We start from the raw sequence: 15,502 nt of genomic DNA, 5'->3' as shown, positions 1-15,502 counted from the left end.
TAAGATCATTCGTTCCCCACTATATATACTGCGGAGTCTCCACATAATTCACAGGCTGTGGATAAACTGTTAGTATGTTCGATTTTTCTGATTTCGGGCGGCAGCTCGTGGTCGTCTATGTACATATCCAGCACGGTTTCGATGTGTTCTTCACAGGAATAATACGTTTGTTTCATGTCAAATCCTCCGATGGTTTCTTGCATTTTTGTAAATATTCTCTTCCCAATATAACCTATTTATTCACATGTTAGTAGTGCTTCGGGCTGAGTTTTATCCACAAATCGACAAACAAGCTGTTGATGACTCTATTTCGCTCGTATGTTAGTTTGGTTGTAACCGATGTTTGGGGAGGTCTGCATGTGCGCTTCAGATGGGTTTGGCTTTTTGTGATCATGTTGCTGCTTGCTGGGTGTCAGTCGTCTTATTGGGTGTTAGAGAAGGATCGGATCGGTGAAGGCAGTTCCGAGCTAGAATTATACGCAAATTACCTTCAAACACATGATGACGTAAAAGGGTATCAAGTCTTCACCATTTTAGAAGGCAGAAAGATGGTTATTGTGTCTCTCGGAAGCAGCGAGAAGGATAAGAAGCTTGAGGTGTCAGACGTCAAATACTCACCTAAAGAAACGATTGTAACTGTGAAACGAAAGCCGGCTCCCGAGGAAAATGAGAAAAACCCTTATATTCTGATTGGACTGGACAAAATCGAAGGGGATTTAATTGTCCAAGACGAATCAGGAGATCGCTTTGAAGAAACCGATTATCAGCAATAAAGCCGGCGTTCGATTGAACAGCCGGCTTTTTTTTATTTCAATGCTCCATGCGGATCAATCACAAATTTCTTCGCCGCTCCTTTGTCAAAATCGCTGTATCCTTTTGGCGCGTCGTCCAGTGAAATGACGGTGGCGTTGACGGCTTTTGCGATTTGCGCTCTGCCGCTCAGGATCGCTTTCATGAGATTGCGGTTATACTTCATGGCCGGTGTTTGTCCGGTGACGAAGGTATGGGCTTTTGCCCAGCCTAGGCCGAATCGGATTTTTAATGAGCCTTTTTTGGCCTCTGCGTCGCTTGCGCCCGGGTCTTCGGTCACATATAAGCCTGGAATGCCGAGACTTCCGCCAACCTGGGTGACGTCCATGATCGAGTTCAGTACAGCTGCTGGCGCTTCTCCTTGGCTGCCGTGTCCGGACGCTTCAAAGCCGACACAGTCCACTGCGGCATCCACGGTTGGTTCCCCTAGTATTTGTTCAATTTGTTCGCCGAGGCGGTCGTGTTTTTGCACGTTGACCGTTTCACAGCCAAAGCTTCTCGCCTGTGCCAGTCTGTCTTCATTCAAATCGCCTACAATCACTGTGGAAGCGCCAAGGAGCTGGGCGGAGTGCGCGGCGGCTAAGCCGACAGGCCCCGCTCCTGCGATATAGACAGTCGATCCCGTTTGCACACCCGCTGTGTACGCCCCGTGGAAGCCGGTCGGAAAAATGTCGGACAGCATGGTTAAATCAAGAATTTTCTCTAACGCCTGTTCTTTATCCGGGAAGACCAACAGCTGAAAATCGGCGTACGGCACCATGACGTATTCTGACTGCCCGCCGACCCAGCCGCCCATATCTACGTAACCGTAAGCCGATCCGGGCCGGTCCGGATTGACATTCAGGCACACATGCGTTTTCTGCGTTCTGCACATCACACAGCGCCCGCAGGCAATATTGAAAGGAACGGATACGATGTCGCCTTTTTTGATAAATTCAACGTCCCGACCTGTTTCAATGACTTCTCCCGTAATTTCATGCCCCAGCACCAAGCCATCAGGCGCCGTCGTGCGGCCTCTGACCATGTGCTGGTCGCTTCCGCAAATGTTTGTGGTAATCACCTTCAAAATCACCCCGTGCTCACATTTCCGATTCACATTCGCCTTCGGAACGCCGGGCCCGTCCCTCAAGATTAACTCCGGATAGCCGATATCCTCCACCGCCACGTTTCCTTTGCCTTTGTACACAACCGCTTTGTTTCCTGTCAACGCCATTCCTCCCATTCATGTGTTTGGACTTTGCGTCCTTGAACATGACTTCGGTTCAGCATGACCCTTTCCCTTTTTCACGCCTGCTTTTTCTTTATTCTTACAACAACAAATATGCCAAGAAAGCAGCCGATAATGATTCCGATGATGTCGAACCAATCTGCTTTACCTCCGTTTAACAGGAACATCGTAGCCGCCGAAATCAGACTGATGATAACTGCAAGAAGAATGACCCGTTTGGTGCGCATATGCTTCCTCCTTTATCTGCATCCATTCTATATATTCATTTTACAGTAATTAACACCTGTTTGCTTGAAAAGGCCATTCGAGCTTTATATGTTTAGATGGAGGCTGGACAACGTTCTATCATTGATATGTATCACATTGCGTAACAGAAAAAAGAGACTTCACAAGTCTCTTCATAAACAGCGGTCAGTTGAATAATAATTTCCTGAGAAATAATGTGACAACACTGGCTGCTAACGCAATTGCAGTATAAAGCACAACCCAAAACATGAATGAACTGTTGCCAGAGGCTAACGTAAACAACAATATCAAACTCGCAATAAGCACGATGAGCGGACCCATCCAAACTTTCTTACATATGAAATAACCCGCTGCACCAATTACGCCTGACATCATCGGAAAAACAAAAACGATGAGCAGTATAACGGCTCCCAAGTCGGAACCCCCTTCACCTTAAAAATTCTTCATCATCTCAAAATCATACAGCTTCAAATGACTCTTTGGCGCCACAATCTCCTTTACCTTCCCGATCTCTTTTTCCTTCACTTTCTTTCCGGTTTTCAGGCTGTATTGTTCAATGTATGCAGGCTGGTTGTAGGTATATGTGAAGAAATAGAGGCTGCTGCCTTTTTGTGTAATTTCTTTGAAATCGGCCTTCATTTTTTCTGGGGAAAGGGCGAAGGCAATCCGGCTTTTTCCTGTCTTTGCATCGATCTTGTATACCTTTCCGAAGCCCTCAATGAAATACAGGGACCCGTGATACGAGAAAAAGCTTTTTTTGAAGCTGAACGGCATAGAGCTGTATATTGTTTGCTCGTCGTTTTTGTATTCGGCGATATCGTAAAGCTCCACGTTACCGCTTTTCTTATTGATTTTCACCATTTGATAGAGATTGCTGGCTTTTTGCCCCCGAACCATCACATACACAGCTTGATCGTCCGCAGCAAGCTGAGACTCGATTGAGGCTCCTTCCCGATACTGCCATTCCGTGATGGCGTGATTGGTAAGCTTCTTTTGATCGGCCTGAATCTGAAGGAGCTGATAGCCTTTCTCGTCGTCTGTCGGGACAAGTGCGTAAATGGCGCCACCGTGAAAACCGGAGGCTCGGATGTAGTAAGGAATGACGTCTTTTTTCCACTCCCCGTCCAACTGGCGGTACAGCTCTGAGCGGTATCCGCCTCCCTTTTTGTCATAGCCGGAGTTGTAGAGGGTGTAAAAGCCGTCCGTATTTTGCAGAAACCCCGCGCTGTCGCCTGTATGCTGATAGGCTCTTTTATGGGAGTGCAAGCCGTTTTTGATCGTGAAAATCATGTGTTTGTCCTCCAGCATCACACTGTCGTCATGAACCTTGGCGGAACCCAGCTCAAGGCCCTTCATCTGAAATGAAGACAGCGACCTGTCTTGGCTGATAAACAGGGCAAAGCTTTTCCCGCCCCCGAATGCATCTTGATCCGCTGAGGTTGAGAAATACAGCAGGACTTCTTTGTCGTTCAGAAAATCAGGGTTTCGGAGATCCTGCTGACTCACGGCTTTATGGCTTTTAAGAGGAGAAACGAAGACAAATAGTGCGATTCCTGCGAGAATCAGCATGACAATGGTGATCATCCATTTTTTCATATCCGTCTCCCTAATTGATCGTCATGACGGTTGTCGTATAGGAAGAACTTGTGATGTCGCGCGGGTAAACGCCTAATCCTTTATTGCTGTCGATATCAATGCCGGCTTTCAGTAAAAATGCAGACCATAGGAGCTTCGAACAGTTTTTGGCGCCGTCATGGCCGGTATTTCTGTTATTGACGAAGTTAAATGAGTATGGGTCGCCGACTCTTGATACCGCCCAGTCGGCAGCGGATGTTTTTTTAGATGAGGTGACGTTGACTGTTTGTACGATGGAGTTGTCTTCCACGTCTCTGGCATTATAAGCGATCTGCCTGACGCCGTCGCTTGGAACCGATTCAACAATCTTGTCAGCGGCGGAGTACATGCCGACATGGCCATGGTTGTAGTAGGCTGTGTAGGAGTTGGTGTAGTAGATGTTTCCTTTCGTGCTTGTGGGAAGTTTTTTCGTACCGGATGAGCCGCCCATCACGGACATGCCGCTTTCCTTGGCGAGCTGGTCTCCTTCTGCTTTATCGGCGGTGATTTCCTTGTAAAACTGTTTGAGAATCACATCGGTCTTTACGTGCTGCTGTTTGGCAATCTGGCTGGCGGATTTTGTGATTTCTTCTGCGGTCGTGCCTGGCTGAAGCGCTGCAATTTCTTCAGCATAGTTCGTGACCCTTGCAGCTTTTGCGGGAGAAACAAACAGGCCGACGCACATTGTAAGCGCTACCAAAATAATTGATACCTTTTTCTTCATACTCATGACATCTCCTCTTTCATGTGTGTAGGAAAGATGCTTTCCTTTATCAACATTATATTAGGGAAATGTGGAAGGTAACTAGGTGATTTACAGAATTTTTAGAAATCATTTACAGGAAGGTTGTCTCACAAAAAAGGGCCTTCCCCAGGCCTAAAGCTTCTTACTCATGATCACATCAGTCTCCTGAAATCCAGTTTGCTCATACAGCCGCCTTGCCGTCTCATTGTGAGCGAATACGTGGAGAGACAGCTTTCGAATGCCCATGTTTCCCGCCATCTCATCCAGTGCGTTCAAGGCTTGCTTCGCGAAACCTTTTCCCCGATATGATTCATACAATCCGAAATCGTAAATAAACGCTTCCTGCTGCGGGTGTTCCGGTTCTGCGTGAATCCAGAGCCAGCCAGCCGTTTCCTTTCCGTTCAGGATGATACTCCACAAATGGTGATGATGCGTGTGCAGCCCATTCGGCAGCAAATCAGAAAAAGTCTGTTTGGACAAAAGCATGGCCTCTTCAGGGAGCCACGATCCTGCCTTTATCTTTTCTTTTGCATAATGCTTAGTCGTGTATGTCAGATAGGATCGAAATTCCTCGGCTTGCATAGGTGTCAGCGTAATGGTCATATCGCCTCTCCTTTATTTATTGACTAGAGGATTTTACATAAAATAGAAGGAGGTGTTACTATCATGATAAGCAATGAGATTGATAAATGAATAGAGAAGGGAGTTTCAAATGAATAAGATTGCACCTGCAGAAATCGCTAACATGCTCAACGATTGGTACCTTGCGATCAAGAAACATGAAGTTGAAGAGTCCGCCCGTATCTTTGAAGAAGTAAAGCCTTTATTGGATGATATGGAAGAGGATCAGGAGGTGCTTGCCTACTTCTCCTTATTAGAATTGCGCCATAAAGTTTTGCTTCATGAAGCGAGAGGGCTGGGCTTTCAGCATGAGGAGTCTCCTCATATGAATGCTACGTCAGACATGCTGAAATATTACTTTTTTCTGTTTGAAGGCATGTATGAAGCCTATAAAAATCATTACGAAATTGCCATCGGGCTCTATAAAGAAGCGGAGCAGTATCTCAGCAACATCCCCGATCCGATCGAAAAGGCCGAATTTCATCTGAAGGTTGGAAAGCTCTATTATAAGCTGGGACAAAATATTGTGTCTCTCAACCATACACGGCAAGCGGTCAAAACGTTCAGAGAAGAAACGGATTACAAAAAGAAACTCGCCTCCGCGTTAATTACGATGTCAGGCAATTTTACCGAGATGAACCAGTTTGAAGAGGCGGAAAGCTATTTGGATGAAGCCATTCATATGACGAGAGAATTAGAGGACCATTTTTTTGAAGCCCAGCTTTTACATAACTTTGGACTTCTCCATGCCCAAAGCGGCAAATCAGACGAGGCGATCTCAAAATTAGAAGAGGCGTTACAGAACGAAGAATACGCCCGATCTGCCTATTACTATCATTCTGTTTACTTGCTGATACGAGAGCTGTTTAAGACGGAAAAGAAAGAACAGGCCCTAGCTTATTACCAAAAATTGAAGGAAAAATTAAATACTGAGCCGAATAAGGTATGTGAGGCAAAAATTGATATTTTATATGCCATTTACGCAGAAGGAGGTCATGCGGAAACGTTTCACTTATGCAAAGAACATATGGATGTGTTGATGTCGGAGAGAGAATACGACAGTGTAAGAGAACTTTCCATTTTGGCTGGCGAACGGTATAGGGAAAATGAGCTTTACAAAGAAGCTGCTCACTTTTTTTATGAAGCATTACAGATTGAGGAACTCATTAAACAAACGGAGGTTATGTAAATGAAAAAATTTCTAATTGGCGCAGGCGTTGCAGCAGTGATTTTATCCGGCTGGTTTATTGCAGATCATCAATCCCACTCACAAGAGATGAAAGTCGCTGAGAAAATGATTGGATAAAAAGAAACCCCCGCTGGGATGCGGGGGTTTTCACATGTCTACAGCAATTTCTTCCCTAGCAGGGATTCTACGAGCTCTACTGCTGTTTGGCCAGTCTTGTTTTCGTGATCAAGGATCGGGTTGACCTCAACGAATTCAGCTGAGGTGATGATGCCTGCGTCATACAGCATTTCCATAGCCAGGTGGCTTTCGCGGTAGCTGATGCCGCCGACGACAGGGGTTCCGACACCCGGTGCGTCGTTTGGATCAAGTCCGTCCAGATCTAGGCTGAGATGGACGCCGTCGCAGTCTGATAAATAATCAAGGGTTTCTTCGATCACCTTTGTCATGCCGAGACGGTCGATTTCATGCATCGTGTACACCTTCATGCCGCTTTCCTTAATATACTGGCGCTCTCCTTCATCAAGTGACCGGGCGCCGATAATGACGACATGTTCCGGTTTGATTTTAGGCGCGTAGCCTTCAAGGTTAACCAGTGACTCGTGCCCGATGCCGAGGCTGACCGCAAGCGGCATGCCGTGAATATTGCCTGAAGGTGATGTTTCAAGCGTATTCAGGTCACCGTGCGCGTCATACCAGATGACGCCGAGCTTATCGTAATGCTTCGCTGTACCTGCGAGCGTGCCGATCGCGATACTGTGATCGCCTCCCAGAACAAGCGGGAATTTTTTCTCTTCAATCACGGTGTTCACCTTTTGAGCGAGCTTTTCGTTTCCTGCCAGTACAGAATTTAGGTTTTTCAGTTCTTCATCGTTTTTGATCTTTTCACGGCTGATCGGAATGTCCCCGAGATCTTCAACCGTATAACCCATTTCTGACAGCCTCTCAATCAGATGGGCATACCGGATGGCACTTGGTCCCATGTCCACTCCGCGTCGTGCTTGTCCTAAATCCATTGGCATTCCAATAACCGAAATCGTTTTATCCATCTGTGATTCCACCTCAACATATAAGATAATGTCCTATGCGGGTTATAACAAAGATGACTTGCGGACAACGTTTTTAAAGCTCTAGCTGACGATTTGCCTGCTTGCGTTTTTTAATGACGACATGATAAATGATGTAGCAAATGACCATAAACGGTACTCCGCAATACAGCGCGATACGCTGCTCCGGATCAAACGCGAGACTGATGAGAACGACTGTATTTAACGTTAGACCGATCAGCGGAAGCACCGGATATAGCGGTGTTTTAAATTTCAAATCTTCCGTCTTGCCGCCTTCACGGATATATTTGCGTCTAAACATGATTTGGGAAAGCGAAATCGTAATCCAGCCGACCTGTGCGCTCATGCCCGCCAAAGATAGAAGCACCATATATACGGTTTCAGCCTGCGCAAATTTTGTCAGAAGTGACAGGCAGGCAACAGCCATCGTCACGATTAACGCGTTCATCGGCACACCGCGTTTATTTGTCTTGCCAATCGCTTTGAAGGCCTGTCCTTCATTCGCCATCGCGAACAGGATACGTGTCGATGCGTATAAACCTGAGTTTGCAACGGATAGCAGCGCGATTAAAATCACAAAGTTCATGATGTCAGCAGCGTATGGAATTCCGATTTGCTCAAATACGACAACAAACGGACTCTCCACGACTCCCGCCTGTTTCCACGGAATCATGCCCGCAATGACAACGATTGATAGAACAAAGAAGACCAGTGTTCTCCAAACCGTCTGTCTGATTGACCGCGGAATCGTTTTTTCAGGGTTTTCACTTTCTCCCGCAGCAACCCCGATCAGCTCTGTTCCCTGGAACGCGAAGTTCACAGTAATCATTGTGATCAGCATTGCTTTTATGCCGTTCGGGAATAACCCATCTTCATAAAAATGCGCCAGAAACGGTGCTTGCTCTCCGCCTTTTAGGTCAATGAAGCCGAACATAGCGGCTCCGCCGAGAATAATAAATAAAAGGATAATCAATATTTTAATGCCCGAAAACCAAAATTCAGATTCTGCAAAGGCTTTCGCGGTTATCGCATTTAAGGTAAACATGAGGGCCGCAAAGACCAGACACCAGATCCAGACCTCCACATGCGGAAACCAGCGTTGCATCAGCTGTCCCGCTGATAAAAATTCAATAGCGCATGTAACCGCCCAGCCGAGCCAGTACAGCCAGCCAAACGCAAATCCGAAGGCCGGGCTGATAAATTTTGTCGCATAGGTCTGGAAGGACCCCGACACAGGAAAGGCGACCGCAAGCTCCCCTAAGCAAAGCATGGTCAAAAACATGATAAAGCCGCCCACTAAATAGGACAGAACCGCACCGAGCGGCCCTGCTTGGTTAATGGTAAACCCGGTTCCCAGGAAGAAACCGGTTCCGATCACTCCGCCCAATGAAATCATAAACAAGTGGCGAGATTTCATTGTCCGCTGGAGCTGATTTCCGTTATCTTGGTTCGTATTCACATTCTGCACCCCTTCAGCAACTTGTATTGGATCTAAGCTGGAACATCTACATGGTGCGTATCCCAGTTTGCTGTCCAAAGAGTCTCTATCTATTTAATATAAAATTCACTTCTTCTCATAAAGATACATTATACTAAAATACTGTAGCTGAGCAAATAGGGAGTGCTAATTTTTATGTTGTAAATTTATACAAACGAAGTGAATATCCCGCCATGATGCGGATTTATGCCTTTTGCAGCACATGCTTAATTTTTTCAATCGCCCAATCCAAATCCTTTTTGGAAATGATTAATGGCGGGGCAAAACGAATGACGGTATCATGCGTTTCCTTGCATAAAAGTCCTTCATCTTTTAAACGCTCACAATACGGACGCGCCGCTTCCGTCAGTTCCACACCGATAAACAGCCCTCTGCCGCGGACTTCTTTAATGATAGGGTTATCAATGCTCTCCAGCTCTTGTTTAAAATACTCGCCAAGCTCAAGAGAACGCTCCGCCAGCTTTTCATCTTCCAGCACTTCCAGTGAGGCGATGGACACCGCACACGCCAGTGGATTTCCGCCAAATGTGGAGCCGTGTGAGCCCGGGTTAAACACGCCTAAAACGTCGCGGTCCGCCGCAATGCATGAGATCGGGAACACACCGCCGCCAAGCGCTTTCCCCAAAATGTACATATCAGGATCAATGCCATCCCAGTCACAAGCGAATGTCTTGCCTGTACGTCCGAGACCCGTCTGAATTTCATCGGCAATCAACAGCACATTCTCTTCCTTACAAATCGCCGCCGCTTCCTGCAAAAACCCTTCAGGCGGAATCACAATGCCCGCTTCGCCTTGAATCGGTTCAAATAAGAATGCCGCTGTGTTTGGCGTAATCGCCTGACGCAGCGCTTCCGCATCTCCGTAAGGGATTAATTTGATTCCCGGAAGCATCGGGCCGAATCCTCTTTTATACTCTTCTTCGGAAGAAAGAGAAACCGCCAGCATCGTCCGGCCATGGAAGTTCCCGACACATGCGATAATTTCCGCTTGATTGTCGGCTACGCCTTTCACTTCATAAGCCCAGCGCCTCGCTGCTTTTACCGCAGACTCAACCGCTTCAGCCCCCGTATTCATTGGCAAAATCATCTCTTTACCCGTCAGCTTAGCCGTCTTTTCGTAAAACGGTCCGAGCTGATCGTTGTGAAACGCGCGAGACGTCAGCGTAATTTTATCAGCCTGATCCTTTAATGCCTGAATGATCTTCGGATGTCTGTGTCCCTGATTCACCGCAGAATAAGCACTTAGCATATCCATATATTCATTGCCTTCCGGGTCCTTTACCCAAGCACCCAGCGCTTCAGAAATAACAATCGGCAGTGGATGATAATTGTTGGCACCATAGTGAGACGTCTGATCAATAATTTCTTTGGATTTTGATAAAGCTGGCATATTTGAATTCCCCCTTGTTTTCTGTTTCCACACTATATCCTGCTTTCCCTTTTTATAAATGCAAGTTTCGTGCCAACTCGCACATTCGTGTATTTTCTACAATATTCGAGGCAAGGGTGCAAAAATATTCAGATATTTTGAGCGGGATTTTCTTTTAGTGCAAAATTCTTTTGCATTTTCGAATGAATATCTTCAACAAAAAAGGTATACACAAGTCCGATAAGAAGAATTCCTGTAATTGATACAAGAATGACATGTTAAAAGAATACGTATTCGTTACAATATAAAAAGGCGTAAGTCTGTATGATGATTACGCCTTTTAATCTATAGTTCTTAGCTCAGTTCTTTTTGAAATATGAAATAAGATACGAATACCGAGAAGAGTATGCTGCCTATTGCTGCTATAAAAATAATTGGCTCGGTAAAAGACTCAGGAATAAATGCAGTTAAAACAATAATGATTCCGGCTAGGACAAATATTCTTGAACTCAACCTATGGGTAAGTCTCCATACATTTTCACTGCTTAATGTCCAAGGAGTTCTAATTCCCAAGAAAAAATTTGGTCTAACCTGCTGAAGAAAATTACCGAAAACCATAAATATAGCTCCAAGAATAAATGATCCTAAATATGGAATAGGAAGTTTTACACCTAACCCCGTCAATATTGTAATCAAATTAATGATAAATAAAACGAGAAACATGGTATTAAAAATAGTTAAGTATGCACGAGTAAAGGCCGTATAGTTTTGCCGGGGATCAATTTTAGGAATAAGCACCATAAGAATATATTGAATTATCATTATACCTACCAATGTGGCTATAGCGGCAGGTTTCTTAGAAAAATCATCTGCTTCACCGCTTATTCCCCAATGTGTTGCCAATTCATTTGGTAATTGTGAATATGTTATAATCCACGCTAAAACTGTTAATGCTATCATAATTAGTGCAAAGAGATATTTTTTCATTATTCTTCACCTTCCTTCTTGTCATGGTCTGTATCTGTAAGGGAAAAAAACCAGCCAATAAGATCTTGAAGTACAGTCGTATTTAAAGAATAAATAATATATTGTCCCTTTTTTTGATCTCGAACTAAATCAGTGTTTTTTAAAATATTTAAGTGATGAGAAATACTAGGTTTTGTCATATCAAATTGGTCAGCAATTTGCCCGGCTGTTAAATCTTGTTGTTTTAATAAATCCAGAATCCTTCTCCTTGTAGGATCGGCCAGAGCTTTAAAAGCCTTATTCAAATAATTCTCCCTCCATTTAGGAAACATTACCATTTAGATATTTACCTAAATACTAAATCATCTTGTTTTTCCAGTCAATATACAATATAAGTAATTCCTCCCTTTGTGATAAAGGATTAACTGTAACCGAATCATAAGTGCAAAATTCTTTTGCATATCCTCTCCATTCTTTTATAAAATAGAAGCAATATTAAGAAAATAAATGAGGGAGGTTTATACTTTGGTCAAAGACAGCGAATTCCTCACATTAGTGTTTCAGAGCATTCTGGATGAAATTGATGTCGGCCTGCACGTGGTGGACAAGCATGGAAACACGATTGTTTATAACAACAAAATGATGCAGATTGAAGATATGGAGAAGCAGGACGTCTTAAATAAAAACCTGATGGATGTATTTATGTTTTCGAAGCAGCAGGACAGCACGCTTGTGCAAGCCCTTCAGGAAGGCAAAACGATCAACAATGTAAAGCAAAGCTATTTCAATAATAAAGGCCAAGAAATCACGACGATCAATCATACATATCCGATTGTCCAAGACGGCGAAATCAAAGGCGCTGTCGAAATTGCCAAGGATGTGACAAAGCTTGAACGCCTTATCAGAGAGAATATGAATAAAAAAGGAAACGCGACGTACACATTTGACAGTATTCTCGGCACCAGTCCGGCGATTCAGGATGTCATTGAAAACGCCAAGCGGGCGACCCGAACATCTTCATCGGTGCTTCTCGCAGGTGAAACCGGCACGGGAAAAGAGCTGTTCGCACAAAGTATCCATAACGGCAGCGACCGATCAAGCGGCCCGTTTATTTCTCAAAACTGTGCGGCTCTGCCTGACAGCCTGGTGGAAAGCATCCTGTTCGGGACGAAAAAAGGTGCGTTTACAGGTGCCGTTGACCAGCCTGGCCTGTTTGAGCAAGCCCATGGCGGCACACTTCTGTTAGATGAAATCAACTCGCTGAATTTGAGCTTGCAGGCAAAATTGCTGCGTGCCCTGCAAGAACGGAAAATCAGACGCATTGGTTCGACCAAGGATACACCGATTGACGTGCGCATTATCGCTACGATGAATGAAAACCCGATTGATGCCATTGCGGGAGAACGAATGCGGAAGGACTTGTATTACAGGCTGAGCGTCGTGACGCTGATCATCCCGCCTCTTCGGGAGCGCAAAGAGGACATTTTGCTTCTCGCGTCGGAGTTCATCCAGAAAAACAACCACCTATTTCAAATGAATGTCGAACAGATCAGTGAAGATGTGAAGCAATTTTTCTTATCCTATGATTGGCCGGGCAATATTCGCGAGCTTGAGCATATGATCGAGGGTGCGATGAATTTCATGACAGATGAACAAATGATTACGGCTAACCATCTGCCATATCAATACCGCATGAAAATCAAGCCGGCTGACACATCGGAGCCAGAAACCGAAGGGCATCAGCCAACAGCTGATTTAAAAGAAAAAATGGAGAGCTTCGAAAAATATGTAATCGAGAACATTCTAAGAAAACACGGCCATAACATTTCAAAAACCGCCCAGGAGCTCGGCATCAGCAGACAAAGCCTGCAATACCGGCTGAAGAAGTTTTCTCTGCACGCAAAATAACAACCAGTAATCATACATAAAATAAACGCTGAAAATGGAAAGCTGACAAGCCCTTACACACTGTTTCACGTGTAACATCCATGTATTTTCTATGGAACGGGCGTGACCCCCGTTCCGCTTTTTTGCATAAAAAAACAGCCTGGCATTGGTGCCAGACTGCTTCTATTATCTTCCTAACTGATCTGCGGAAGACAGTTTCACTTCAACGGACTTTTCTTTTCCGCCTCGGTAAAACGTCACCTTCACCCGATCACCGACACGTTTTTGATAAAGCCGCTTCCGAAGATCCACAATATCATTTACTTTTTGCCCGTCAAATTCAGTGATGACATCCAGCTCCTTGAGTCCCGCTTTTCCGGCAGGTGAAAAGGCATCTACACCCATTATCACCGCTCCGTTGGTCACATGTTTAGGAAGCTTCAGCGTTTCATCCCAATGGTAGCTTGCGATATCATTTAACGATTTCATTTCAATGCCAAGGAACGGACGCTTCACTTTGCCGTATTTCTCTAAATCCTCTATCACCGGAATCACAAGTTTAGATGGAATAGACAGTCCAATCCCTTCAACCGCTGACTCCGCGATTTTCATTGAATTGATGCCGATGACTTTTCCGTCCATATTTAACAAAGCGCCGCCGCTGTTCCCCGGGTTAATGGCCGCATCGGTTTGCAGCACCTCTGCATTCCAGTCAGGCTGACCGTCATCATTGGAATCAACCGGAATCGCTCTCTCTGTTCCCGAAATGACGCCCTGTGTGACAGAGCCTGCAAATTCAAGGCCTAACGGATTGCCGATCGCAATTACCGGTTCGCCTGATTTCACTTTATCTGAATTGCCAAAATCAGCGACGGCTTTGATTTTATCGCTTTTCACCCGCAAGACGGCAAGATCCATCAGCTGGTCGCTGCCGACAAGTTCAGCAGACACGCGCGAACCGTCTTTTAAACTGATTTCAATTTGGGAAGCGCCCTCGATCACATGATGGTTGGTCACGACATAAGCTGAGTTGTCATTTTTCTTGTAGATGACACCTGAGCCGCTCCCAGCCTCACCGCTTTCTCCCCAAATATCTGTTTTTTGAATGTTTACGACACCGACAACAGCTGGCGACACATTGCTGACAATCTTAGTGACAGCGTTGTTCACACTGACATTCACTGTTCGAATTGGTTCCTGCCTGTTGTTCAGCTGCTGATCTGCCTCACCTGTATCTAACCCCTCATTTGAAAGGTATGGCATTAGAAACGCCATCAATACAGCGCCGACAATCACCCCGATCAGACTTGAAAGAAAATAACCTTTTTTGCTTCTCTTCGGCTGTTCAGGAGTATTATGTTCCTCACGCTCGTAATCCACCATATTCCATCCTTTCAGAGAACGTTGATATGGTTATATTGTGGATTAGAAACTCCTATAATAGTCATGTTACATAAGAAAAAATTATACAGCGCAAAGCGGAGTAGCCTTTTTCGGGTCGGTATCAAACAAATCAAATGTCTCGCCTGCCACAAACCCTTTAGAAGCCAAGGTCTGCTGGACAGACATTCTGGCCAGCTCTTTCATATTGTTGTCTTGACTCAAATGGGCGAGGTAGATACGAGATGTCTCATCGCCGATGACATCAGTCATCGCCAAAGCAGCATCTTCATTTGAAACGTGCCCGACGTCACTTAAAATGCGCCGCTTAATACTCCAAGGGTATCTTCCCATTTGCAGCATGCCGACATCATGATTGCTTTCAAAAACGAACACATTCGCCGAACGGATAATGCCCTTCATCCGGTCGCTGACATATCCTGTGTCTGTCATTAACGCGAGCTTGCGCCCATTACAATGAAACACATAAAACATGGGCTCAGCCGCATCGTGAGAGACGCCAAAGGATTCTACATCAAGTCCGCCAAATGACTTCACCGTCTCCATCGGAAACTCAAACTTTTGATCGGTATCAATTTTGCCGATCTGGTTCTCCATCGCCTTCCACGTCTTCTCGTTCGCATAGATCGGAAGCTTGTACTTTCTGGCGATGACGCCGAGGCCTTTAATATGGTCACTATGTTCATGCGTCACAAAAATGCCGTCCACATCATCCAGCTTACGTCCGATTTGCGCCATTAATCCGTCCATGGCTTTCCCGCTCAAACCGGCGTCCACTAAAAACGCGTGATCCTCTGTTTCCAGGTAAAACGCATTTCCCGTACTCCCGCTCGCAAGTACGCTAAATTGCAAGCTCATTTCAGT

At 45.2% G+C, this 15,502-nt stretch carries 18 protein-coding genes; 4 read left to right on the top strand and 14 right to left on the bottom strand.

Annotation, left to right across the window (positions count from 1 at the left end):
• Positions 1-5: 5 nt before the first annotated feature.
• Positions 6-176: a CxxH/CxxC protein gene (locus NST16_RS18605; protein WP_304592346.1), complete on the bottom strand. Its 171-nt coding sequence runs from the start codon at positions 174-176 to the stop codon at positions 6-8.
• 183 nt (positions 177-359) lie between these two features.
• Between NST16_RS18605 and NST16_RS18600 the strand changes: the two genes are divergently transcribed.
• Complete coding sequence (locus NST16_RS18600; RefSeq protein ID WP_326334090.1) at positions 360-773, top strand: hypothetical protein; 414 nt, start codon at positions 360-362, stop codon at positions 771-773.
• Between the two features lie 32 nt (positions 774-805).
• Here the strand turns inward: NST16_RS18600 and fdhA are convergent, their stop codons facing one another.
• From fdhA to NST16_RS18570, 6 genes are all read right to left on the bottom strand, one after another.
• Positions 806-2,032, bottom strand: a complete 1,227-nt coding sequence (gene fdhA, locus NST16_RS18595; protein ID WP_326334089.1) for a formaldehyde dehydrogenase, glutathione-independent — start codon at positions 2,030-2,032, stop codon at positions 806-808.
• Positions 2,033-2,094: 62 nt separating this feature from the next.
• Positions 2,095-2,265, bottom strand: coding sequence for a hypothetical protein (locus NST16_RS18590; RefSeq protein ID WP_340887915.1), 171 nt, complete (start codon positions 2,263-2,265; stop codon positions 2,095-2,097).
• Positions 2,266-2,449: 184 nt separating this feature from the next.
• Entirely contained in the window at positions 2,450-2,698 is a 249-nt protein-coding gene (locus NST16_RS18585) for a DUF2651 family protein (protein WP_216394737.1), read from the bottom strand.
• Between the two features lie 18 nt (positions 2,699-2,716).
• The gene (locus NST16_RS18580; protein ID WP_340887913.1) at positions 2,717-3,880 is read right to left on the bottom strand and encodes a hypothetical protein; all 1,164 of its coding nucleotides are present in this window, start codon (positions 3,878-3,880) and stop codon (positions 2,717-2,719) included.
• Positions 3,881-3,890: 10 nt separating this feature from the next.
• The gene (locus NST16_RS18575) at positions 3,891-4,628 is read right to left on the bottom strand and encodes a YiiX/YebB-like N1pC/P60 family cysteine hydrolase (protein WP_193659979.1); all 738 of its coding nucleotides are present in this window, start codon (positions 4,626-4,628) and stop codon (positions 3,891-3,893) included.
• A gap of 147 nt (positions 4,629-4,775) precedes the next feature.
• Positions 4,776-5,246 carry a GNAT family N-acetyltransferase gene (locus NST16_RS18570; RefSeq protein ID WP_268445065.1) on the bottom strand — a complete coding sequence of 157 codons (471 nt, stop codon included), beginning with the start codon at positions 5,244-5,246 and terminating at the stop codon, positions 4,776-4,778.
• A 109-nt stretch (positions 5,247-5,355) separates the two neighbouring features.
• On the opposite strand from NST16_RS18570, the gene NST16_RS18565 reads away from it, so the two are divergent.
• Both NST16_RS18565 and NST16_RS18560 read left to right on the top strand, forming a co-directional pair.
• Complete coding sequence (locus tag NST16_RS18565; protein ID WP_339191818.1) at positions 5,356-6,453, top strand: Rap family tetratricopeptide repeat protein; 1,098 nt, start codon at positions 5,356-5,358, stop codon at positions 6,451-6,453.
• On the top strand, positions 6,454-6,570 hold the full coding sequence (locus tag NST16_RS18560) for a Phr family secreted Rap phosphatase inhibitor (RefSeq protein ID WP_010332587.1): 117 nt from the start codon (positions 6,454-6,456) through the stop codon (positions 6,568-6,570).
• Between the two features lie 38 nt (positions 6,571-6,608).
• Here the strand turns inward: NST16_RS18560 and rocF are convergent, their stop codons facing one another.
• The 5 genes from rocF to NST16_RS18535 form a co-directional block, all read right to left on the bottom strand.
• The gene (gene rocF, locus NST16_RS18555) at positions 6,609-7,499 is read right to left on the bottom strand and encodes an arginase (RefSeq protein WP_010332588.1); all 891 of its coding nucleotides are present in this window, start codon (positions 7,497-7,499) and stop codon (positions 6,609-6,611) included.
• 73 nt (positions 7,500-7,572) lie between these two features.
• Entirely contained in the window at positions 7,573-8,976 is a 1,404-nt protein-coding gene (locus NST16_RS18550; RefSeq protein ID WP_326331777.1) for an amino acid permease, read from the bottom strand.
• Positions 8,977-9,199: 223 nt separating this feature from the next.
• A complete protein-coding gene (rocD, locus tag NST16_RS18545; RefSeq protein ID WP_268504173.1) occupies positions 9,200-10,405 on the bottom strand; it encodes an ornithine aminotransferase in 1,206 nt (401 codons plus the stop codon).
• A gap of 333 nt (positions 10,406-10,738) precedes the next feature.
• A complete protein-coding gene (locus NST16_RS18540) occupies positions 10,739-11,371 on the bottom strand; it encodes an SdpI family protein (protein WP_340887897.1) in 633 nt (210 codons plus the stop codon).
• Positions 11,371-11,655 carry an autorepressor SdpR family transcription factor gene (locus NST16_RS18535; protein ID WP_326196428.1) on the bottom strand — a complete coding sequence of 95 codons (285 nt, stop codon included), beginning with the start codon at positions 11,653-11,655 and terminating at the stop codon, positions 11,371-11,373. Before NST16_RS18535 ends, NST16_RS18540 begins: the two co-directional genes overlap by 1 nt.
• Before the next feature lie 220 nt (positions 11,656-11,875).
• Here NST16_RS18535 and rocR point away from each other — a divergent pair, with 220 nt between their 5' ends.
• The gene (gene rocR, locus NST16_RS18530) at positions 11,876-13,258 is read left to right on the top strand and encodes an arginine utilization regulatory protein RocR (RefSeq protein ID WP_340887895.1); all 1,383 of its coding nucleotides are present in this window, start codon (positions 11,876-11,878) and stop codon (positions 13,256-13,258) included.
• 165 nt (positions 13,259-13,423) lie between these two features.
• On the opposite strand, the gene NST16_RS18525 is transcribed toward rocR, so the two are convergent.
• Both NST16_RS18525 and NST16_RS18520 read right to left on the bottom strand, forming a co-directional pair.
• Complete coding sequence (locus tag NST16_RS18525; protein WP_026014636.1) at positions 13,424-14,620, bottom strand: S1C family serine protease; 1,197 nt, start codon at positions 14,618-14,620, stop codon at positions 13,424-13,426.
• An 81-nt stretch (positions 14,621-14,701) separates the two neighbouring features.
• Complete coding sequence (locus NST16_RS18520) at positions 14,702-15,496, bottom strand: MBL fold metallo-hydrolase (RefSeq protein WP_010332595.1); 795 nt, start codon at positions 15,494-15,496, stop codon at positions 14,702-14,704.
• Positions 15,497-15,502: the final 6 nt, after the last annotated feature.

This window comes from Bacillus sp. FSL K6-1005, assembly GCF_038000225.1.
Lineage (GTDB): Bacteria > Bacillota > Bacilli > Bacillales > Bacillaceae > Bacillus > Bacillus mojavensis.
Note: the sequence above shows the minus strand (reverse complement) of the source record. Positions and strands in the feature narration are given on the sequence as shown.